This window comes from Solwaraspora sp. WMMA2059, assembly GCF_027497315.1.
Classification (GTDB): Bacteria; Actinomycetota; Actinomycetes; order Mycobacteriales; family Micromonosporaceae; genus Micromonospora_E.
In genome coordinates this window covers 3,695,005-3,714,466 of the sequence record NZ_CP114908.1, presented here as the reverse complement: position 1 = coordinate 3,714,466, position 19,462 = coordinate 3,695,005, and the positions used below count along the sequence as shown (strand labels likewise).

The following is a 19,462-nucleotide window of genomic DNA, read 5'->3' as shown; positions in this document are numbered from 1 at the left end:
GGTGCCGGCGGGGCTGGTGCGTGGCAGGGTGGTGACGTGACAGATCCCGCCTCGACCCCAGCGCCGCCGGCCCCCGGTGGGACCGGGCCGGTGACCGTCGGCGAGCCGGCCGGTTGGCTGACCCTGCCCGATGTCGCCGAACGCCTCGACGTGACGATCAGCAAGGTCCACCAGATGATCCGGGACCGGGAGCTGCTCGCCGTCCGCCGCGACGGGGTCCGCCGGGTGCCGGCCGAGTTGGTGGCCAACCACACCGTACGCAAGCACCTGCCCGGCATCCTGACCCTGCTGCACGACGCCGGCTTCTCCGACGAGGAGATGCTGGGCTGGCTGTACCGGCCGGACGACTCGCTGCCCGGCACGCCCGCGACGGCGCTCGGCGGCGACCGCGCCCGCGAGGTGAAACGTCGGGCACAGGCCGAGGGTTTCTAACCGGCATGGGTCAGCTCAGCTACCTGGCGGTGCTGGCCGGCTGCCTGTTCGCCGCGATCTGGCTGGAGCCGGTGCTGCGGGTCAACGTGCTCCGCCGGTGGCGTCGGCTGTCTTTGACCCTGCTGGCGGTGGTGGTGGTCTTCGCAGCCTGGGACCTGGCCGCGATCGCCGCCGGGCACTGGAGTTTCGACCCCGCCCAGACCACCGGTGTGCTGCTGCCCGGCCGGCTGCCACTGGACGAGCTGCTGTTCTTCGTGGTCGTGCCGATCTGCACGGTGCTGGGGTTCGAGGCGGTCCGCGCGGTGCGTACCCCGCCCGGCCGCCCACGCCGCCCCGACGACCGCTGGTCGGCCGGCGACGAGGCCGACCACCGGCCGGCGGGCGACGAGGCCGACCGCAGTCGGGGCGGCGACGGGGCCGATGCCGGCCGGCGGCGAGTCCGGTGAGCTACACCGTCGCCGCGCTGCTCGGGGTGGTGGCCGCCGTGCTGGTCGACCTCGTGGTGCTGCGCACCCGACTGGTGCTGCGGGCGGTCTTCTGGGCGACCTACCCGATCATCGTCGGCTTCCAGTTGCTCTCCAACGGGATCCTGACCGGCCGTGCCATCGTGCGCTACGACCCGGCCGCCATCGTCGGGCTGCGGATCGCGTACGCGCCGGTCGAGGATCTGCTGTTCGGATTCACGATGGTGCTGTTCACCCTCTCGGTGTGGGTCTGGCTGGGGCGGCGTGGCGTGCAGCGCACCCCGGCGGCCGGCGAGGGCGACTGGCTGCTCGCCCGGCTGCGGCGGCGTCCGGGGCGCCGGCCCGGGGACACCGGCAGAGACGAGCACTGACCGGAAACTGCTATGCAATTCAACCGATTTGTTTACGGCAAAGTCCGTCACGATGTGACGCATTGATTTACGTCATCTGATCGTCTATCGTCCGTACTGCGGTCGCGCGAACCTGCCTATACCCCCGTTCTGTTCTGCCCGAAGGGGAGAAATCTATCATCGGATGCCTTCCGTGGATACTCCGGCGTTGCGGCCGGGGAGGAAACGGAACCCCTGCGGAGCAGGACAGGGAAAGCCGATCCGCCGCCAAGGCGGATCGGCGTCCACCCCACACGCGACCCCACGGCTCACGACCGAATCGCTAGACTGTGGACTGTGTCCAGGACCGTGAAGCGGGCGTTCAAGTGGGTCTTCGCATTTAGCCGGGGTGGTGTTGTGGTCCGGTTACCCAGAGTCGATTGCGGCTGATTGCGTTGGGTGATCGTTTGCGGGGTCGTCGGGTCGCTGTTCGGGCGCGGCGGCGTTGGTTGTCGGGGTTGCGGTAGCCGAACGCGGCGCGGGCGTCGAGTTTCTGGATCCGGTTGATGCCTTCGCTGCCGGCGTTGGACGCGCCGGTGAGGACGGCGTTGACGATCTCGTCGCGCCACATGTCGAGGGTACGGGCGAACGCGGCGATCTCGTCGACGTGGGCGTGGTCGGCGCACCAGGTCAACAGGCTGGCCCAGCGGTCGCGCACGAGGCTGGGCGCGGGAGTGGTGTGGCTGCGGGTTATCCGTAGGGCGAGCAGGTCGCGGAGGTGTTCCTTCGTGATCCAGGCCAGGTGCAGATCGGTCAGCGTCGGGTCGTCGGCCATGGTGTTCCACAGCTTCGCGAGTTGTGTCGGGGACAGGTCCTCCCGGTTGCGGGTCAGGAGTCGTTTGATGCCGTACTCGGGGTCGGTCTTACGGCCCCGACGGCCGTACTTGTTCCTGACGATGCGCCACCGGACGGTGGTGAGCATCCTGTTGGCGAGTTGGACCAGGTGGAACGGGTCCACGCACAGCAGGGCGTGGGGCAGTGTCTTGCGGACGGCGGCGCGGAACGCGGGGCACATGTCGATCGACACCGTGCGGATTCCGGCCAGCCAGGCCGGGTCCCGCTGTTCGAGCCAGGCGGTGACGTCGGCGGTGCGGCGGCCTTCGACCTGGCCGAGTAGTCCCTGTGGTCCGGACAGGTCGGTGAAGCCGGTGTGCCACCGGTCGGCGATCTGCCGTGTCCGGCCGGTGTCCGGGTCGGCGGCCAGCCGGGGACGGCCCCGGCGGACCTCGTCGATCCCGAGGTCGGTGACCGGTTCCGGTTCGCCGGCCAGTACCGGATCGACGGTGGCGGTGAACGCGTCGTGCGCGGTGTGCCAGGACACCCCGTGACTGGCGGCGACCTCGGCGACGGTGCGCCCGGAGTCACTGATCGACCGTGCGCAGGACTGCCGCAGTCGGGGCGTCACCCGCGAACGCGTCGGCAGATCCGTCACGGACTCGGTGAAACTTCTTCGTGGACAGTCTTCGTTCAGGCATGACCAGCGCTGTTTCCACCACACCACCCGGACCCGGCGGCCACCGTAGGGCACATCGCATATCCGGCCGGTGACGCGTTCCTTGATCCGCTTCGCCGGTGTCGCGCAGCCGGGACACACCACGGTCACCGCCGTCTGGACATACACCGTCACGCTGTCGTCGGGTTCGGTGTCGACCTCGACGACCCGCACACCCGTCAACCCGAACAGGGCGTCCACGGCAGTATCCTGAACCACGTACCCGCGACCTTCCACTCATCATGATTCCCTAGACAAGAACCATGATCTTGGATGTCGCGGGTACGCCTGCGTTACGACACGCCCGACCCGGCCAGACCGAGCCTCACTGTCTGCAACCAGTTGCCGTCACGCAACGCGGTCAAGCGACCACCTCACCCCGATCAAATGCGTAGACCCGTTCAAGTACCGCTTCTACCCCACCCCCGGGCAGGCCGCCGAGCTCGCCCGGACGTTCGGTTGTGTCCGGCTGGTCTACAACCTGGCGCTGGCCGCCCGCAGCGAGGCGTGGACCCTGCGTCGGGAACGGGTCACCTACAACGCCACGTCGGCGATGCTCACCGGGTGGAAGAAGACCGACGACCTGGCGTTCCTCAACGACGTCTCCTGCGTCCCTCTGCAGCAGGCGCTGCGGCACCTGCAGACCGCGTTCGCCAACTTCTGGGCGAAACGGGCCCGGTACCCGACGTTCAAGTCGAGGAAGCGGTCGCGGCGGTCGGCGGAGTACACCGCCAGCGCGTTCCGGTGGCGCGACGGTCGGCTGACCCTGGCGAAGATGTCCGATCCGTTGGACATCGTGTGGTCCCGACCGTTGCCGGAGGGTGCGGCGCCGTCGACGGTGACGGTGTCGCAGGACCCGGCGGGCCGCTGGTTCGTCTCCCTGCTCTGCGAGGACCGGATCGAGCCGGCCCCGGCCACCACTGCCGTGGTGGGGGTCGACGCCGGCCTCGACAGCCTGTTCACCCTGTCCACCGGGGAGAAGATCCCCAACCCGAGACATGAACGCCGTGACCGGCGGCGGCTGGCCCGCGCCCAGCGGAACCTCGCACGCAAGGCCAAAGGCTCGGCGAACCGGGCCAAGGCCCGGCTGTCGGTGGCCCGGGTTCATGCCCGGATCGCCGACCGCCGCCGCGACCACCTGCACAAGTTGACCACCCGGCTCGTTCGTGAAACCCAAACGATCGGGATCGAGGACCTGACCGTCCGCACCATGATGGCCAACCACCGTCTGGCCCGCGCCATCTCCGACGCGGCCTGGCGGCAGTTCCGCAGCATGCTGGAGTACAAAACGGACTGGTACGGCCGCGATCTGGTGGTCGTGGACCGCTGGTTCCCGTCGACCCGACTGTGCTCGGACTGCGGCGAACTGGCTGGCCGGATGCCGTTGGCGGTCCGGTCGTGGACCTGCCGGTGCGGGCAGGCCCATGACCGGGACGTCAACGCGGCCCGCAACATTCTCGCGGAGGGGCTCTCCGTGATTGCCTGTGGAGGCGGTGTAAGACCTCACCGGGAGTCCTCCTCTCGGACGGGGCGGTCGTCGGCGAAGCAGGAACCCCCTGGGGCGACCCAGGGAATCCCCGTCCCTTAGTGCGGGGAGGATTGTCAAGGGAAAGGTTCGACATGTTCGCCAACAGCTACCGGCTGCGGTTGCCCAGGGACAACATCTCCACCTGCACCGTCCCGTCCGGGTACACCTACGACCTGGTGACCAACCGGCTCAACACGTGCAGCCCGAACAACTTCGCCAACAGTTACCGGCTGAGCTGAGCCGGTCTGGCGTGGGCGGCGGTCAGCCGGTACGGGTGGTCGCCGCCACCGCCAGATCCCGGAGCACCTGCCCGGCCTCGGGCTCGACCGGCACCGGCCCCAGCGCGGTCAACGCCCGCTCGGTCAGCTCGGTGATCCGTGCCTCGGTGACGGCCAACGCGCCACTGGCGACGATCACCTCGCGCAGCCGTTCGATCCCGTCGGCGTCGAGCGCCGGATCACCGAGCCGGTCGTCCAGCAACGCCCGCCCGGCCGGCGACGTCGTCCGGTACGCCGACGCCACCAGGAAGGTACGTTTGCCCTCCCGCAGGTCGTCGCCGGCCGGCTTGCCGGTGAGCGCCGGATCGCCGAACACCCCGAGTACGTCGTCGCGCAGCTGGAACGCCTCACCGAGCGGCAACCCGTACCCGGAGTAGCCGGCGGCGACGGCGGCCGGCGCGTCGGCCAACGCCGCGCCCAGCAGCAGCGGCCGCTCCACGGTGTACTTCGCCGACTTGAGCCGGGCCACCTGGGTGGCCCGGTGCACCGAGGTGTCGCCGGTGAACTGGGTGAGCACGTCCAGGTACTGCCCGACGGTGACCTCGGTGCGCATCTCGTCGAAGACCGGCCGGGCCCGCCGCAGCATCCCGTCGGTCAGCCCGGCACCGTGCAGCAGCTCGTCGGACCAGACCAGGCACAGATCGCCCAGCAGCACCGCCGCCGAGGCACCGAAGCCGTCCGCCGGCCCGCGCCACCCGCTGCGCCGGTGGTGCGCGGCGAACCGCCGGTGGATCGACGGCTCGCCGCGCCGGGTGTCCGAACCGTCCACCAGATCGTCGTGGATCAGGGCGCTGGCCTGCACGAACTCCAGCGCCGCCAGGGCCGCGACCACCTCGGGTGAGTCGCCGCCGCCGGCTCCCCGGTAACCCCAGTAGCCGAACGCCGGCCGCAGCCGTTTGCCGCCGCCGAGCACGAAGTCCTCGATCGCCGCGGCCACCGGCAGCAGCGCCTCGTCGACGTCGCCCAGCCAGCGTCGCCGGCCCTGGAGGAAGTCGGCCAACGCCCGGTCGACACGTCGACGCAGGTCGGCCCGGTCGGTCGGCGCGACCGTGATGCTGTCTGCCACTCCCTGACGCTATCGGCTGGTCGATGCGCCGCCCGCAGGCCACCCGGTACAGTCGGCTGCGTGGCTCTCGGTCTACCGTCCGTACTCCCCGGCTCGCAGCCGTCGATCGGGGAGCTGATCCGCGCCGGCCAGCCGACCTTCTCGTTCGAGTTCTTCCCGCCGAAGACCCCCGCCGGCGAGCAGTTGCTCTGGCAGGCGGTCCGCGAGCTGGAGCCGCTGCGGCCGTCGTTCGTGTCGATCACCTACGGCGCCGGTGGCACCACCCGGGACACCACGGTCGACCTCACCGAACGGATCGCCACCGAGACGACCCTGCTGCCGATGGCGCACCTGACCGCCGTCGACCATTCGGTCGCCGAGCTGCGCAACGTCATCGGCCGGCTGGCCGGTGCCGGGGTGCGTAACGTCCTCGCCGTGCGGGGCGACCCGCCCGGCGACCCGACCGGGGAGTGGGTGGCCCACCCGCAGGGGGTGCGCTACGCCGAGGACCTGGTCCGGCTGGTCCGTGAGTCGGGTGACTTCAGCGTCGGCGTGGCCGCCTTCCCGTACAAACATCCGCGCTCGCCGGACATCGCCACCGACACCCGGTACTTCGTCCGCAAGTGCCGGGCCGGTGCGGATTTCGCGATCACCCAGATGGTCTTCGACGCCGACGACTACCTGCGGCTGCGGGACCGGGTCGCGGCGGCAGGCTGCGACACCCCGATCCTGCCCGGCGTGATGCCGGTCACCAAACTGGCGACCATCGAGCGTTCCGAACAGCTGTCCGGGGCCCCGTTCCCGCCGGCGCTGGCCGCCCAGTTCGCCCGGGTCGCCGACGACGCCGACGCGGTCCGCCGGCTCGGCATCGACCAGGCCAACCAGCTCTGCCAGCGGCTGATCGACGAGGGCGTGCCGGGCCTGCACTTCATCACCATGAACCGGTCGACGGCCACCCGTGAGGTGTGGCTCAACGTAGCCGCCGGCTCCCGGGCGTGACCGGCCCGCCACCCGAGCCGTCCCGCAGCGGTTGAGCTGTCGTGGAGACCCGGCTCAACTGGCAGGACTACGCCGTCACCTGGGCACGGCTGCACGGCGGTTTCGACCCCCGCACCGCCACCCCGGTGGTGCGGTACTGGCTGCGCGCCGCGCACGCCGTCGCCGACCTGCTCGGCCGGGCCAAGGTCGGCCCGACCGCGGTCACCGCCGCCGGAGTGCTGCTCTGCCTCGGGGTGCCGGTGCTCGCCCCGCGCGGCGGGCCCGGTCTGCTCGCCGCCGCCGGTCTGGTGCTGCTGGCCGCGGTCGCCGACACCGTCGACGGCGCGTTGGCCGTGGTCACCGGCCGGACCACCCGGCTTGGCTACGTCTACGACTCGCTCGCCGACCGGGCGGGTGAGGCGTTCTGGCTGCTCGGTTTCTGGCTGGCCGGCGCCCCCGGCCTGCTGGTCGTCGCCGCCGGCACGCTGTCCTGGCTGCACGAGTACCTGCGGGCCCGGGCGGCGGCGGCCGGCATGCGGGAGATCGGCGCGGTGACGGTCGGGGAGCGACCGACCCGGGTCAGCATCGCCCTGGTCGGCCTGCTGCTGGCCGGTGCCGCCGCGCTGATCGCGCCGGATCTCGCCGCCGGGGTGCTCACCCTGGCCACCGCAGTCTGGGTGCTGCTCGGCCTGTTCGGGCTCAGCCAACTGTTCACCGCCGTCCGCCGCGCCCTGGCCTGACGGTCCTGGGCGTTGGTTCAGCGGCCGGCCGGGCCGATCCGGTCGGCGACGATCTGCGCTGACAGGGTCACCATCGGCAGCCCGCCACCGGGGTGCACCGACCCGCCGACCAGGAACATTCCGGCCGCCGGTGCCCGGTTCGCCGGCCGCAGTAGCCCGCCGGCCGTACCGTAGATCGACCCGCCCGGGGTGCCGGTCGCCGCGGCCAGGTCCGCCGGCGTGCGTACCTCGCGGAACAGCAGCCGGTCCCGCACGTCCACCCCCCGGTCGGCCAGCACCCGCAGCACCTGATCGGCGTACGCGTCGGCCAGACCCGGCCGGTGCCAGTCCACCCCGGCCAGCGACAGGTCCTGGCGGGCCGCGTTGACCAGCACGAACCACGCCTCGTGGCCGTCCGGGCGGGCCGCCGGATCGTCGGCGACCGTCACGAAGATCGTCGGGTCGGTGGCCGGCCGGGCCGGCCGACCCCGTCCCGGATCGCCGAACACCGCGTCGAACTCGGCGTCGTAGTCGCGCGGGAAGAACACCGTGTGGTGGGCCAGCTCCGGGGTACGGCCGCGCACCCCGAGCAGCAGCACGAAACCGCCGAGGCTGCGGTCGGCCAGTCGGGTCAGCCGCCGGGCGTGCGGCAGCAGCTCCCGGTAGACCCGCGACGCGTCCACGTTGGCCACCACCACGTCGGCCGGCACCGGACGGGTCTCGCCGGCTACCCGGACGCCGTGCACCCGGCCGCCGGCCGCGTCGATCGCGGTGACCGTCGACCCGGTACGCACCACCACGCCCAGGTCCAGGCAGCGGGACAGCAGCGCGTCGGCGAGCGCCCCCAGCCCGCCCCGCACGTACCAGCCGCCGAAGGTCAACTCGGCGTACGGCACCGCGAGCAGCGCCGCCGGCGCCCGCCGTGGGTCCGCGCCGGTGTAGGTGGCGTAGCGCTCCAGCAGGGTCCGCAGCCGCGGGTCGCGGACCTCGCGACGCAGCATCCCGCGCAGGCTGCGGCCGGGCGCGACCGCCGCCAGGTCGCCGAGCCGGTACGCCATCCGCGCCACTGCCAGCGGCGAGCCGACCTCCCGGCGCAGTACGTCCCGCCAGGAGGCGTCCCAGATCCGTCGGGCCCGCCGCCACACCCGCTGCCAGTCGTCGGCGGCCTCGTCGCCGAAGGCCACCGCGATCCGTTCGGTGAACGCCGCCGGGTCGGCGCACGAGTCGAGCCAGCGCGGGTCGGGCCGCCCGCCCAGTCCGCCGGGCCCTGCCGGGAACCGGTGCCGCACGATCGGATCCAGCTCGACCAGATCCAGCACCTTCTCCAGTGGTTCGCCGGTGCTGTCGAACAGGTCGGCGAAGACCTGCGGCAGGGTCAGCAGGCTCGGCCCGGTGTCGAAGGTGAACGCACCGGCGGGGGTCTGCCGGGTCCAGCGGGCCAGTTTCCCGCCGACGGTGTCGGCCTGTTCGATGACGGTGACGTCGTGCCCGCCGTGGGCCAGCCGGATCGCGGCGGCCAACCCGCCGACCCCGGCGCCGATCACCACCACCCGGCTCATCGGCGCTCCTCCTCACAGCTGTTCGGCTCCGGCGCGACCGCACGGCACGCCGGTCAGGGCAGGGGCCACCGGTCAGGGCAGGGCCACCGGGCGACCACGCCAGGCGAGGCGCCGTCGCTTGCGCAGATAGTAGGACCGGATCACGAGCCAGCCGAGCAGCGTGACCGAGACCGGATGTGCCAATCCGTCCGGCATCGCCCGGCCGCCGGTGGCCCGGGCGGTGAGCGCCCGTCCGGTCACCCCCAGCCCGTACCCGACGGCACCGGCCGCGACCAGCACCGCCGCCGCCGGCCCGGCCCCGGCGGCCAGCCCGGCCAGCCCGACGACGCCGAACACCGGCGGGGCCGCGTACAACGTCAACAGTCCGGCCACGACGGCGGCCGCGCCGACCGGCGACGGCAGCGACGCCCACAGCGACTTGGTGTAGCCGGCGGACAACTCCCGCCAGGACCCGTACATCCGGCAGGTCCCCAACGCCGAACCGTCGGCCAGGGCGATCCGCCCACCGGCCCGCTTGACCGCACGGGCCAGCCCGATGTCCTCCAGCACCTGGTCCCGCACGGCGGCGTGCCCGCCGGCCCGCCGGTACACGTCCCGGTCGACCAGCAGGAACTGCCCGCCGGCGGCGGCCAGTGAGGTACGCGGCGAACGTTCCATCGCGCGCAGCGGCAGGAACGTCAACCAGCTCCACTGCAGCAGCGGCTGCACCAGCCGCTCGCCGACCGACCCGGCGACGATCCGCGGGTACGGGCTGAGCAGCTGCGCCGGCACCGACCGCAGGGTGCCGACGGCGGCGGCCACCGCCCCTGGGGCGAGGACCACGTCGGCGTCCACGAAGACCAGCACCCCGGCCGGTGCGGCGGGGACCGCGTCGGCAAGCTGCTGGCAGGCGTGCGGCTTGCCGAGCCAGCCGGCCGGCAGCGGCGCGCCGGTGATCAGCCGTACCCGGGGGTCGTCGCCGGCCACCTCGGCGACCACCTCGGCGGTACCGTCGGTCGACCCGTCGTCGAGCACCACGATCCGCCAGTCGGTCAGCTGCCGTTGGGCGAGCAGCGCCCGCAGGCACGGAGCCACCCGCTCGGCCTCGTCACGCAGTGGCAGCAGAATCGACACCGGCTCGGTCACCCGGGCTGCCGGGCCGGGCCGGCGCAGCCAGCGCAGCGTGTTGACCAGCGTCGCCGCGGTCAGCGCCAGCAGCACCGCGACGATGCCGAGCGCACCCGCCGTAGCCGCCGTCCACCAGGTCATGTCGCCCGCCGTGGCGGGCGTCCAGCAGGTCCAGCCGCCTGCTTCGGCGGGCGTCCAGCAGGTCCGGTCGCCCGTCGCGAGCGGATCAGTGTCACCGCGAACGGCACCGCCACCAGCCCCATGCCGAGCCCGCCCCAGCCGGCCGAGGCGGGCAGTCCGAGGAACACCGCGTGGGCGAGCAGACTCGACGCGTACGTCCACAGGTACAGCGCGTACATCGGGGCGTCCACCGGCCCGTCGGCACAGTGGGCGGCGACCCCGGCGGTACGCTGCAGCAGCGTCATCATCACCGCCGCCACGGCCAGCCAGCCCAGGTAGTTGCCGACCGGGACGTCCGGCACCCCGGGCAGCGCCGGGTCGGTGTCCAGCCAGGTCCAGTGGCCTTCGGTGACCATCTGCGAGTCGAGGAAGAGGTCCCAGGCGGCCAGCGCGACCGCGCCGACGGCGATCCGGGCCACCACCGGGCGGACCAGCCGCACCGCGACCAGCCATGCCGGCCAGGCCATCCAGGTCCAGGCCAGCGGGATGACCACCGGTACGCCGAGCAGCTTCGGCCCGAGCGTGCCGGCGTAGTCGTAGCCGCCGAACGGGAACCCGGTCGCCACCCCGCAGGCCTCAACCGCCAGCCCGCCGCCGGTGGTGACCAGCAGCAGCGCGGCGGCGCTGCGCGGCCCCCGGGTCAGCCAGGCGTGGCCGACCGACAGGACGAAGCCGATCACCACGGTGGCGACGGTCAGCCCGGCCCGGGTGCCGCCGCCGGTCAGCGGGTAGCCGATCTGGGCCAGCACCAGCAGCGCCAACATCGCCCAGGGCAGCACCCGTCGTGCGCTCATGACCGGCGCGGCTGCGGGTCCGTCGTCGGTCCGGCCCCCGCAGCCGGTGCTACCTGCGGGTGGGGCAGCGGGAGGGTGCGGCCGAGCACCGCGAAGGCCCGCTCGTCCCCGGGGAAGTGGAAGTTGCGCAACACGTCGACGTAGCCGAACCGCCGGTACAGCCGCCAGGCCCGGGACCGCTGCTCGTCGGCCTCCGGGGTGGACAACAGGGTGGTCGCTCCGGCGGCCATCCCGAGCAGGGTACGCAGCTGGTGCGCGCCGATTCCGTGCCCCTGCGCCTGCGGGTGCACGTGCAGCTCCACCACTTCGAAGCAGTCGGTAAGCCAGGTGCCGCGGGCGGTTTTCGGCAGCGCGCCGCGTACCTGGTCGTGCCACCACTGCCCGGCGGCCGACCGGTAGCCGTAGCCGAACCCGGCGAGCGCGCCTTCGGCGGTGAGCGTGGCGACCGCCCGGAATCCGGGGCGCCGTACGTGGGTGGCGATGTAGCCCCGGCGTACCTCCAACAGCTCGGCCCGGTAGTTCATCGCCTCGCCGTACACGGTGACCACGTCGTCGAGCCGCCGCAGCAGGTCGTCCGGCAGCCACGGCACCAGCCTCATCGGGGTCCGCCTCTCATCCGCCGCCAGCACCGCATGTCCCATCCTCGTCCTCTCCGGCCCAGCCCAGCACGGCCCGGTCGCCGGCGACACCGAGCACCTCGAACCGGGCGAAGAGCTCCTCGGCGTACCACTGTGTCACCGGGGTCCGGGTGATGGCCGCCCGGTGCTGCGGGTGACGGTACGCGAACCGGGTCAGATCCGCCGTGTCCCGCCACACGCTGACGGTGCCCTGCCAGCCGAGCGGTGCCTCGCCGACGCCGAACCGGCAGCGCAGCCCGTCGGCGTCGGCCAGTGCGGCGGCGACCGGCGGCACCGCCCGCCAGAAGGTGACCGCCTTCGCGGGCCGCAGCCGAGCCCGGGTCAACGCCAGCACCGGTCGCCCGGCGCCAGGCTGCCCACCGCCCGGCCCACCGCCCGGCCCACCGAACGGGGTGATGCCGGACCAGCGGCCCCGGCTGTGCAGCGGCCGCAGGTCGACGCGGACCCGCGCGTCGGCGATCCGTAGCCACGCCTGCCCGACCGGCGAGGTGTCGAACCCGGTCGCCGTCGCCGGGTCGTCCCACACCACCAGCGCCGCCCACCGGGTCGGGTCGACGTCGGTGGGCCCGAACCCGGTGCCGGTCCCGGTGCCGAGCAGTTTGGCGAACCGTACGCCGTCGACGCGCCGCAGCCGGCGGGCGTCGACGGCCATCCGGGCCAGCACTCGCGGCAGCCGTCGCCGGGGGACGCGCCAGACGTGCAGCGTGACCAGCTCGGGCACCGGGGCCGTACGGCCGACCGGGTCGTTCACGCCACCTCGGCGGCGGTGCCGGCGGTGATGCGTAGCAGTTCGGCGTAGGTGGTCGGGAAGACCGCCCGGGGTACGCCGCCGGCCGCCCAGATCTCCGGGTACTGCTGCAGCGCCACGTCGACCAGGGTACGGACCGGCTTGGGATGGCCCAGCGGCGCGACCCCGCCGATCGGCTGCCCGGTGTGTTCCCGGACGAACTCGGGGGTGGCCCGGCGGAGCGCGTCGATGCCGAGGTCGGCGGCGACCTTCGCGGTGTCCACCCGGTGTGCGCCCGAGGTGAGCACCAGCAGCGGCTCACCGTCCGCGTCGAAGATCAACGAGTTGGCGATCTGCCCCACCTCGATCTCAAGGGCGGCGGCTGCCGCAGCGGCGGTGTGCACCGCGTCGGGCAGCAGCCGCACCCGGCAGCTGGCGCCGGAGCCGTCCCGGGCGTCGGCGGTGTTCAACGCGTCCTGCACCGCCTGCACGTTCGGATGTGTCTGCATGGCCTCTATCTTGCTCGTGGCCCGGATCGTGCCGCCGCCCGGATCATTTACACCCTATTTGGGGTGGTTATGCTCCTTGTGGCGGATCTAGCGCGGAGGAGTGCGAGCATGACTGCCCACCGGCTTCGGGTGGCCGCCTACGCGGTCTGTGTCGACCAGGGGCAGCTGCTGCTGGCCCGCTACGTCTCGCCGGGCGGCTCCCGGCGGCACTGGACGCTGCCCGGCGGCAAGGTCGAACACGCCGAGGACCCGGTCGACGCGGTGGTCCGCGAGGCGGCCGAGGAGACCGGCTACCAGGTCGAGGTGGAGTCGCTGCTCGGCGTCGACTCCCGTACGGTGCCCGCGCAGCGCCGGCTGCCCGGCCGCGGCGAACGGCACAACCTGGGGGTCTTCTACCGGGTACGGGTCGTCGGCGGCGCGTTGCGGCCCGAGGTCGGCGGCTCCACGGACCTGGCACAGTGGGTGCCGCTGTCGCAGGTGCCGCAGCTGACCCGGGCGGTGATCGTCGACGTCGGTCTGGAGCTCGACCGCACCCGCCCGCCGAGCGGCCACGTCACCCCGGTCCCGGTACGCGGCCTGCTCCGCCACTGAACTCAGCCGCTCGCCGCTCCACCCGCCCTGCCCGCTCGCCCTGCTTCGTCTGCACGCCTGCCCGCTGCGGCACGAGCCGAACGTCAGGTACCTCATCGACGCCGGAACTGCGCGCGGCCGGCCGGCCGCGCGAGCGGAGTGCCCCGTGCCGGCTCCCGGGGACCCAAGGTGCCTCCGCAGGCTTGATGCCACAGGTGCATCAAGATGCACGTGTGGCATCAAGCCCGACCGGCACCCCAGGGCCGATGGAGGTGACGATGCGTCCGCTGCACGCAGCCACCGTCGTCTTTGACTGATCGGCGTTGCGACTAACCTGGTCCAGTGACGGCGGAGGGGCGGCTCATCGATCTCGACCGGCCGACCAGCGCGACGGCGCCCGGGGCACCGGTTGGCGGCGCGGCGCGGCGACGCTTTCGCGGACCGGGCCGGCTCGTCGGTGTGCTGCTGGCCGGCGTGGCCATGGGCGGCCTCGGCGGCTGGCTGCTCAACGACTACCAGCAGCAACGAGCTGCGGCGGCCACCGCCGGTTCGATGGTGGCGTTCGCCGGCGAGGTGTGGAGCATGGGCGACGGGCAGCTGAACGCCAAGGTGACCGTGGTCAACACCGGAACGCAGCAGGTCACCGTACGGGTCCTCGACACGGAGTCCCCCGGCCTGGCAGTGGCCGACACGGGCGGGCAGACCCGCGTACGGCCTGGAGGAGTGGGATCCGTCGACGTACGGGTCACCTTCGACTGCGACACGATCATGCACCGGTTGGCGGCGCCACTGCCGATGCGGTTCTCGGCGACCACCGACGCCGGCCGGACCGTGGAGGTCACCTATCCGGTGGCGGTCACCGGCCGATGGCTGCAGGGCACCGGCTTGTCCTGCCAGGAGGGGCCGGTCGGCGGCGGCCGTACGGTGATCCTCCTGCCCGGCCGGTGATCGGGCTCGACGGTCTCGGCGTGCGGCACCGGCGCTACAGTGCCGGCATGGCGGAGTTGACCACGCCGCGGCTGGTGCTGCGGCACTGGCGCGGGTCCGACCTGGAGCCGTGGGTGGCGATGAACGCCGACCCTCAGGTGCGCGAGTTCTTCCCGGGCCTGGCGACCCGCGAGCAGAGCGCCGCCACCATGGCCCGCTGCCAGGCCGGCCTGGACCAGCGTGGCTGGGGTTGGTGGGCGGTCGAGGTGGCGGCGACCGGCGAGTTCATCGGCATGACCGGCCTGAGCCCGGTGGAGGCCAACATGCCGTTCGGCGGGGTCGAGGTCGGCTGGCGGCTGCGCCGCGACGCCTGGGGCAACGGGTACGCGACCGAAGCGGCCCGCGCCTGCCTGGCGTACGGCTTCGACACCCTCGGCCTGCCGGAGATCGTCGCGTTGACCGCTGTCGGCAACCTGCGCTCGCAGGCGGTGATGCGGCGGATCGGGATGACCCGTGACCCGGACGGCGACTTCGACCATCCGAACGTGCCCGACGGCCCGGTACGCCGCCACGCGCTCTTCCGAATTCAGGTTCCGCCGCGCGCGCACTGACCACGACGGGCGCACCTCGGTCAGTTCGACAGGATGCCCATCCGAGAGCTCAACAGCGTATTGATTCGATCATTCTTTGCTGATCGGATCGGCTGGTGGATGTCGATATGTGGATCAAGGCCTTCAAAGCGGCCAGGGCAGCGGCGGATGTCTCGCAGGATCAGCTTGCCCCGAAAATCAACTACAGCGCCTCCACCATTGCGGCGGTGGAGACGGGGCGGCGCCGGCCGACGATGACTTTGGCTGCGGGTGCTGACGAAGCCTTGGATACCGGCGGTCTTCTCGCCGAGATGCTGGATCTGATCAACAAGAAGCAAGCGCCGAGCTGGTTTGCGTCATGGCGCGCGGTCGAGGACCGCGCGGTCAAGCTGCGGATGTACGAGCCGTTGCTGGTGCCGGGACTGCTGCAGACGGAGGAATACGCGCGTGCGGTTTTCACCGGCACCGGCCTGTACACCGCAGACGGGGTCGAGGATCAGGTGGCCATGCGGTTGGATCGCCAACGGCTGCTCGCCAGGGAGAAGCCACCGGTGTTTGTCGCCGTGGTCGACGAAGGGGCGCTGCGCCGGATCGTCGGCGACACGGTTGTACAGCGCGAGCAGCTCAACTATCTGCTTACGCTGATGAACGAGCGGCGGATCAAGCTGTACGTGGTGCCGCTCAGCGCTGGGGCGTACGCTGGCATGTCCGGTGGATTCGTCATCGGTACGCTGCCCGAGGGCGACGACGTGGTGCATGTGGACGGGGTCTTCGGGCATCCCGTGGACCATCCGAGCGGTGTGGAGCAGGTGGTGCGGATCTGGGACAGTCTGCTGACCGAGGCGCTTCCCGAGCGAGCATCACGTGAGCTGATCGAAGGTCTGGTGAAGGAACTATGAGCGGTACGAGTGTGACACCACGATGGCGTACCTCGACCCGGTCCGGCAACGGTGGCAACACCTGTGTCGAGGTCGCCGACAATCTCCCTGGCCGGGTACTGGTCCGCGACAGCAAGGACGTCACCGGCCCGTTGCTCGCCTTCGGCCCGGCCGCCTGGTCGGCCTTCGTGACCGGGCTGACCGTCACCCGCTGAGCCCGCTGAGCCCGGCAGCCAGTCGACCCGGCGGGCGGAGTCAGGCCGGGACGCAGACGGTGATCGCGGCGGGAACCACCCGTACCTTCATCTTCTTGGCCTGACCCCGGGCGCCGCCGTCGAGTTCGTACGTCATCGGCTCGGCCAGCCGGATGTCGACCCGCCGGGCGCGGGTCATCCGGACGAACGGGGAGCGCTCCGAGCGCCCGACCGCCATCCGACCCAGCGTGCGCGCCCACTCGGCGGCCCCCTGCGCGGTGGTCACCCCGACCTCCAGCCAGCCGTCGTCGGGCCGGGCATCGTCGAAGGCGTGGATGCCGCCGGTGATCCGGCCGACGTTGCCGACCAGGACGCAGCTGGCCGGCTCGTCGAACCAGATCGTGCCGTCGACCTTGATCCGGGTCCTCGGCGTGACGCCGCCGACGTGGCGCAGACCGGTCCAGACGTACGCGAGTTTGCCGGCCCGGTCCTTCAGGTCCCGGTCGGCGTCGCGGATCAGCCGCCCGTCGAAACCGGCCCCGGCCATCACCGCGAAATGCTCGCCGTTGACCCTGCCCAGGTCGAGCCGGCGACGTTCGCCCTCGAAGCCGATCCGTACCGCCTCGCCGAGGTCCTCCGGTACGCCGATGTTGCCCGCCAGCAGGTTCGCCGTGCCGGCCGGGATGATCGCCACGGTGGCGTCGCGACCGGCCAGCGCGTCCAGGCACCGCTGCACCATCCCGTCGCCGCCCCACACGAAGACCAGCTCGGCACCCCGCTCGACGGCCCGCCGGGCCTTCTTCGGTGCCTTGCGGCTCTTCGGCACCTCGTACCAGTCGATGTCCTCGGCGCCGTGCCCGGCGATCGCCGCGCGCAACTCGTCGAGGCCGCCGCCGAGGGTCTTCTTGCGGTGGGCGACGACGGCGACCCGCTTCGGTGCACTCATACCGCCGGTCTTACCCGCCGGCACCGGCCACTACGCCGGCCGACGGCGGCCGGCCGTCCGGCAGCTGTGGTCCGGGGGGCAGCGGCCCGTCGGGTGCCGGCGGTACGGCGGGCGGCACGCCGGCGCCGGTCCGGGCGGTCTCGGCCAGCGCCACCCCGGTCAGCACCAACGCGCCGCCGGCCAGCTGCACCGGGGTCAACGTCTCACCCGAGCCCAGCACCACCCAGGCCACCGTAGCGGCGAACACCGGCTCGACCATGCCGACGATGCCGACGCTGGTCGCCGGCAGGTGCCGCAACGCGCCGGTGATCATCAGGTACGGCACGATCGAGCCGAGGACCACCACGTAGCAGCAGAGCAACGCGACCGGCATCCCGCCCTCGGTACGGGTGAGCAGCGGCTGCCAGCCGTCCAGGCCGGCGGTGGCGGCGCGGACGATCAGCCCGGCGATCGCCGATGCGCCGAACGCCCAGGTGGTCAGGGACAGGGTGTCCCGGTCCTGGACGCCCCGGGCGCCGATCAGGAAGTACGCGGCGAGCATGACGGCCGCGCCCAGCCCGGCGGCCACCCCCAGCGGGTCGAGGGTCAGCCCGCCCCACACCTGCGCCACGCAGGCCAGCCCGAGCAGGCTCAACGCCAGCCCGGCCCACAGCCGGGGCAGCACCTGCTGGCGCTGCACGGCCCAGGCCCAGACCGCCACCATCAGCGGCGCTGTGTACTCGAACAGCAGCGCGATGCCGACCGGTAGCCGGGAGATGGCCACGAAGTAGAGCATCGGGACCAGGAAGAAACCGGTCAGCCCGTACGCGACGAGCAGCGGAACCTCGCGGCGGCGCAGCCGCACCCGGCGGGCACCGGGCCGCAGCACGACGCTGAGTACCAGCAGCCCGGTGAAGGCGCCGACCGCCCGCAGCACGGTCAGTTGCGGGGCGTCCAGCCCGGCTCGCAGCACCAGCTTGGAAACGGTGCCGTTGATCGCGAACAGGGCGCTGGCCCCGACCACCATGGCCAGGCCGAGCGCCTGTCGACGGGCGAACGCAGTCGTCACGGCGGTGAGGCTACCCTCGCCGCTGTCAGTGCCGTACCGCGATGCCGGCCCTTACCGCATGGTGGTCCGCCGGCCGGAGATCATGGTGGTCCGCCGGCCGGAAATTCGGTGGGCGGCGACGCACGGGTACGGCACCATCCGGGCATGGCCTTCATCGAAGCTGATGGCTTGACCAAACGGTTCCGCCGGCCGGTGAAGGACCCGGGTCTGCGCGGCGCGCTGAAACACCTGGTGGTACGCCGGTTCGCCGACCATGTCGCGGTCGACGGCGTCGATCTGCGGGTCGAGGCGGGCGAGGCGGTGGCGTACGTCGGGCCGAACGGCGCCGGCAAGTCGACCACGGTGAAACTGCTGGCCGGCATCCTGGTGCCGACCGCCGGGCAGGTCCGGGTCGGCGGGGTGGTGCCGCACCGGCAGCGGGTCGCCAACGCCCGACAGATCGGTGTGCTGTTCGGCCAACGTACCCAGCTGTGGTGGGATCTGCCGGTCCGCGAGTCCCTGGCCCTGCTGCGTGACCTGTACGACGTCGACAAGGCCACCTACCGGGAGCAGCTGGAGCGCTTCGACGACGTACTCGGGCTCGGTGAGCTGCTGCCGGTGGTGGCCCGCAAGCTCTCCCTCGGTCAGCGGATGCGGGCCGACCTGGCTGCCGCGCTGCTGCACCGTCCCCGGGTGGTCTACCTCGACGAGCCGACCATCGGGCTGGACATCGCGGTCAAGGACCGGGTCCGGGCGTTCCTGCGGGAGCTGCGCGCCGACGGCACCACCCTGATCCTGACCTCCCACGATCTCGGCGACATCGAGGACCTCTGCCAGCGGATCGTGATCATCGACCAGGGGCGAATCATCTACGACGGCCCGCTGGCCGGGGTGAAGGACCAGTTCGCCCGGCACCGCTCGATGCACCTGCACCTGGCCGACCCGGTGGAGCTGGACACGGTCGCCGCCGCCGTCGGCAGCGCACAGGTAGCCGCCGGCGCGACGCCGGGTGAGTTCACCGTCCGGTTCGACCGGTTCGCGGTCACCGCCGGCCAGGTGATCGCGGCCGTGTCGGCGGTGTCCGAGGTACGCGACCTGCGCATCGACGAGCCGGCCATCGAGGACGTGGTCCGCAAGGTGTACGCCGGTGAGCTGCGGCTGGTGCCGGCACCGTGACCACGGTCGCCGCCACCGACGCCCCGGCCCGGTCCAGCGGTGTCCGGCCGTACCGGGCGCTGGCCCGGGTGGCGGCCCGCAGCGCGGTCGCGTACCCGTTGAGTTTCGTCCTCGGCATGGCCGGGGTGCTGCTGCAGCTGCTCGCCATGCTGTCCATCTGGGCGGTGCTGCTCGGCTCCGGGACCAGCGTCGGCGGGTTCAGCTGGCCGCAGATGAAGGCGTACCTGCTGATCGCCTATGTCACCGGGTCGTTGGCAAACATTCAGGTGGTGCGCGCTGGGATTCCGCGTGGTGGCATAGCGTGATGGCCGGTTG

24 protein-coding genes are annotated in these 19,462 nt (G+C 72.3%); 14 read left to right on the top strand and 10 right to left on the bottom strand.

Annotated elements, in window-relative coordinates; translation table 11 throughout:
- The first annotated feature begins 36 nt into the window (after window positions 1-36).
- The 3 genes from O7553_RS16900 to O7553_RS16890 are packed head-to-tail and all read left to right on the top strand — an operon-like array spanning window position 37 to window position 1,267.
- Window positions 37-432, top strand: coding sequence for an Rv2175c family DNA-binding protein (locus O7553_RS16900; protein WP_281550710.1), 396 nt, complete (start codon window positions 37-39; stop codon window positions 430-432).
- 5 nt (window positions 433-437) lie between these two features.
- Window positions 438-878, top strand: coding sequence for a lycopene cyclase domain-containing protein (locus O7553_RS16895; RefSeq protein ID WP_281550709.1), 441 nt, complete (start codon window positions 438-440; stop codon window positions 876-878).
- Window positions 875-1,267: a lycopene cyclase domain-containing protein gene (locus tag O7553_RS16890; RefSeq protein ID WP_281550708.1), complete on the top strand. Its 393-nt coding sequence runs from the start codon at window positions 875-877 to the stop codon at window positions 1,265-1,267. Before O7553_RS16895 ends, O7553_RS16890 begins: the two co-directional genes overlap by 4 nt.
- 358 nt (window positions 1,268-1,625) lie before the next feature.
- Here the strand turns inward: O7553_RS16890 and O7553_RS16885 are convergent, their stop codons facing one another.
- Window positions 1,626-2,978: an ISL3 family transposase gene (locus O7553_RS16885; protein WP_281550707.1), complete on the bottom strand. Its 1,353-nt coding sequence runs from the start codon at window positions 2,976-2,978 to the stop codon at window positions 1,626-1,628.
- Window positions 2,979-3,105: 127 nt separating this feature from the next.
- On the opposite strand from O7553_RS16885, the gene O7553_RS16880 reads away from it, so the two are divergent.
- Together O7553_RS16880 and O7553_RS16875 are read left to right on the top strand one after the other, a co-directional pair.
- Entirely contained in the window at window positions 3,106-4,365 is a 1,260-nt protein-coding gene (locus tag O7553_RS16880; RefSeq protein ID WP_348651207.1) for an RNA-guided endonuclease TnpB family protein, read from the top strand.
- A 32-nt stretch (window positions 4,366-4,397) separates the two neighbouring features.
- Entirely contained in the window at window positions 4,398-4,544 is a 147-nt protein-coding gene (locus tag O7553_RS16875; protein ID WP_281550706.1) for a hypothetical protein, read from the top strand.
- A 22-nt stretch (window positions 4,545-4,566) separates the two neighbouring features.
- On the opposite strand, the gene O7553_RS16870 is transcribed toward O7553_RS16875, so the two are convergent.
- The gene (locus O7553_RS16870; protein ID WP_281550705.1) at window positions 4,567-5,649 is read right to left on the bottom strand and encodes a polyprenyl synthetase family protein; all 1,083 of its coding nucleotides are present in this window, start codon (window positions 5,647-5,649) and stop codon (window positions 4,567-4,569) included.
- Between the two features lie 60 nt (window positions 5,650-5,709).
- On the opposite strand from O7553_RS16870, the gene metF reads away from it, so the two are divergent.
- Together metF and O7553_RS16860 are read left to right on the top strand one after the other, a co-directional pair.
- Window positions 5,710-6,627: a methylenetetrahydrofolate reductase [NAD(P)H] gene (gene metF / locus O7553_RS16865; protein ID WP_281550704.1), complete on the top strand. Its 918-nt coding sequence runs from the start codon at window positions 5,710-5,712 to the stop codon at window positions 6,625-6,627.
- Between the two features lie 41 nt (window positions 6,628-6,668).
- The gene (locus tag O7553_RS16860; protein ID WP_281550703.1) at window positions 6,669-7,346 is read left to right on the top strand and encodes a CDP-alcohol phosphatidyltransferase family protein; all 678 of its coding nucleotides are present in this window, start codon (window positions 6,669-6,671) and stop codon (window positions 7,344-7,346) included.
- A 17-nt stretch (window positions 7,347-7,363) separates the two neighbouring features.
- Here the strand turns inward: O7553_RS16860 and crtI are convergent, their stop codons facing one another.
- From crtI to O7553_RS16830, 6 genes are all read right to left on the bottom strand, one after another.
- Window positions 7,364-8,884 (bottom strand): phytoene desaturase family protein, encoded by a 1,521-nt coding sequence (crtI, locus tag O7553_RS16855; RefSeq protein WP_281550702.1) that lies wholly within the window; start codon window positions 8,882-8,884, stop codon window positions 7,364-7,366.
- 72 nt (window positions 8,885-8,956) lie between these two features.
- Window positions 8,957-10,132 (bottom strand): glycosyltransferase family 2 protein, encoded by a 1,176-nt coding sequence (locus O7553_RS16850; protein WP_281550701.1) that lies wholly within the window; start codon window positions 10,130-10,132, stop codon window positions 8,957-8,959.
- Window positions 10,129-10,965, bottom strand: a complete 837-nt coding sequence (locus O7553_RS16845; protein ID WP_281550700.1) for a carotenoid biosynthesis protein — start codon at window positions 10,963-10,965, stop codon at window positions 10,129-10,131. The genes O7553_RS16850 and O7553_RS16845 overlap by 4 nt, the downstream gene beginning before the upstream one ends.
- Window positions 10,962-11,564 (bottom strand): GNAT family N-acetyltransferase, encoded by a 603-nt coding sequence (locus O7553_RS16840; protein WP_281550699.1) that lies wholly within the window; start codon window positions 11,562-11,564, stop codon window positions 10,962-10,964. The genes O7553_RS16845 and O7553_RS16840 overlap by 4 nt, the downstream gene beginning before the upstream one ends.
- Window positions 11,565-11,577: 13 nt before the next feature.
- A complete protein-coding gene (locus O7553_RS16835) occupies window positions 11,578-12,354 on the bottom strand; it encodes a monooxygenase (protein WP_281550698.1) in 777 nt (258 codons plus the stop codon).
- Window positions 12,351-12,839: a YbaK/EbsC family protein gene (locus tag O7553_RS16830; RefSeq protein ID WP_281550697.1), complete on the bottom strand. Its 489-nt coding sequence runs from the start codon at window positions 12,837-12,839 to the stop codon at window positions 12,351-12,353. The genes O7553_RS16835 and O7553_RS16830 overlap by 4 nt, the downstream gene beginning before the upstream one ends.
- 108 nt (window positions 12,840-12,947) lie before the next feature.
- Here O7553_RS16830 and O7553_RS16825 point away from each other — a divergent pair, with 108 nt between their 5' ends.
- From O7553_RS16825 to O7553_RS16805, 5 genes are all read left to right on the top strand, one after another.
- Window positions 12,948-13,430, top strand: a complete 483-nt coding sequence (locus O7553_RS16825; RefSeq protein WP_123602689.1) for an NUDIX hydrolase — start codon at window positions 12,948-12,950, stop codon at window positions 13,428-13,430.
- Window positions 13,431-13,751: 321 nt separating this feature from the next.
- Entirely contained in the window at window positions 13,752-14,357 is a 606-nt protein-coding gene (locus tag O7553_RS16820) for a hypothetical protein (RefSeq protein WP_281550696.1), read from the top strand.
- Window positions 14,358-14,404: 47 nt separating this feature from the next.
- Window positions 14,405-14,947 (top strand): GNAT family N-acetyltransferase, encoded by a 543-nt coding sequence (locus tag O7553_RS16815; protein ID WP_281550695.1) that lies wholly within the window; start codon window positions 14,405-14,407, stop codon window positions 14,945-14,947.
- A 95-nt stretch (window positions 14,948-15,042) separates the two neighbouring features.
- Window positions 15,043-15,825 (top strand): helix-turn-helix transcriptional regulator, encoded by a 783-nt coding sequence (locus tag O7553_RS16810; protein WP_281550694.1) that lies wholly within the window; start codon window positions 15,043-15,045, stop codon window positions 15,823-15,825.
- Window positions 15,822-16,019, top strand: coding sequence for a DUF397 domain-containing protein (locus O7553_RS16805; protein WP_281550693.1), 198 nt, complete (start codon window positions 15,822-15,824; stop codon window positions 16,017-16,019). The genes O7553_RS16810 and O7553_RS16805 overlap by 4 nt, the downstream gene beginning before the upstream one ends.
- A 40-nt stretch (window positions 16,020-16,059) precedes the next feature.
- Here the strand turns inward: O7553_RS16805 and O7553_RS16800 are convergent, their stop codons facing one another.
- Together O7553_RS16800 and O7553_RS16795 are read right to left on the bottom strand one after the other, a co-directional pair.
- Window positions 16,060-16,944: a YegS/Rv2252/BmrU family lipid kinase gene (locus O7553_RS16800; RefSeq protein WP_281550692.1), complete on the bottom strand. Its 885-nt coding sequence runs from the start codon at window positions 16,942-16,944 to the stop codon at window positions 16,060-16,062.
- A 10-nt stretch (window positions 16,945-16,954) separates the two neighbouring features.
- Window positions 16,955-17,992, bottom strand: coding sequence for an EamA family transporter (locus O7553_RS16795; protein ID WP_281550691.1), 1,038 nt, complete (start codon window positions 17,990-17,992; stop codon window positions 16,955-16,957).
- 144 nt (window positions 17,993-18,136) lie between these two features.
- Here O7553_RS16795 and O7553_RS16790 point away from each other — a divergent pair, with 144 nt between their 5' ends.
- Together O7553_RS16790 and O7553_RS16785 are read left to right on the top strand one after the other, a co-directional pair.
- The gene (locus O7553_RS16790) at window positions 18,137-19,147 is read left to right on the top strand and encodes an ATP-binding cassette domain-containing protein (RefSeq protein ID WP_281550690.1); all 1,011 of its coding nucleotides are present in this window, start codon (window positions 18,137-18,139) and stop codon (window positions 19,145-19,147) included.
- Window positions 19,144-19,452, top strand: a complete 309-nt coding sequence (locus O7553_RS16785) for a hypothetical protein (RefSeq protein ID WP_281550689.1) — start codon at window positions 19,144-19,146, stop codon at window positions 19,450-19,452. The genes O7553_RS16790 and O7553_RS16785 overlap by 4 nt, the downstream gene beginning before the upstream one ends.
- The last annotated feature ends 10 nt before the right edge of the window (window positions 19,453-19,462 follow it).

What these genes read in the sequence shown, in the direction of transcription:
- O7553_RS16895 (WP_281550709.1), top strand. Translation starts at nt 438, where the DNA reads ATGGGTCAGCTCAGCTACCTGGCGGTGCTGGCCGGCTGCCTGTTCGCC.
- O7553_RS16875 (WP_281550706.1), top strand. Translation starts at nt 4,398, where the DNA reads ATGTTCGCCAACAGCTACCGGCTGCGGTTGCCCAGGGACAACATCTCC.
- crtI (WP_281550702.1), bottom strand. Translation starts at nt 8,884, where the DNA reads ATGAGCCGGGTGGTGGTGATCGGCGCCGGGGTCGGCGGGTTGGCCGCC.
- O7553_RS16850 (WP_281550701.1), bottom strand. Translation starts at nt 10,132, where the DNA reads ATGACCTGGTGGACGGCGGCTACGGCGGGTGCGCTCGGCATCGTCGCG.
- O7553_RS16845 (WP_281550700.1), bottom strand. Translation starts at nt 10,965, where the DNA reads ATGAGCGCACGACGGGTGCTGCCCTGGGCGATGTTGGCGCTGCTGGTG.
- O7553_RS16840 (WP_281550699.1), bottom strand. Translation starts at nt 11,564, where the DNA reads ATGAGGCTGGTGCCGTGGCTGCCGGACGACCTGCTGCGGCGGCTCGAC.
- O7553_RS16830 (WP_281550697.1), bottom strand. Translation starts at nt 12,839, where the DNA reads ATGCAGACACATCCGAACGTGCAGGCGGTGCAGGACGCGTTGAACACC.
- O7553_RS16825 (WP_123602689.1), top strand. Translation starts at nt 12,948, where the DNA reads ATGACTGCCCACCGGCTTCGGGTGGCCGCCTACGCGGTCTGTGTCGAC.
- O7553_RS16815 (WP_281550695.1), top strand. Translation starts at nt 14,405, where the DNA reads ATGGCGGAGTTGACCACGCCGCGGCTGGTGCTGCGGCACTGGCGCGGG.
- O7553_RS16805 (WP_281550693.1), top strand. Translation starts at nt 15,822, where the DNA reads ATGAGCGGTACGAGTGTGACACCACGATGGCGTACCTCGACCCGGTCC.
- O7553_RS16800 (WP_281550692.1), bottom strand. Translation starts at nt 16,944, where the DNA reads ATGAGTGCACCGAAGCGGGTCGCCGTCGTCGCCCACCGCAAGAAGACC.
- O7553_RS16790 (WP_281550690.1), top strand. Translation starts at nt 18,137, where the DNA reads ATGGCCTTCATCGAAGCTGATGGCTTGACCAAACGGTTCCGCCGGCCG.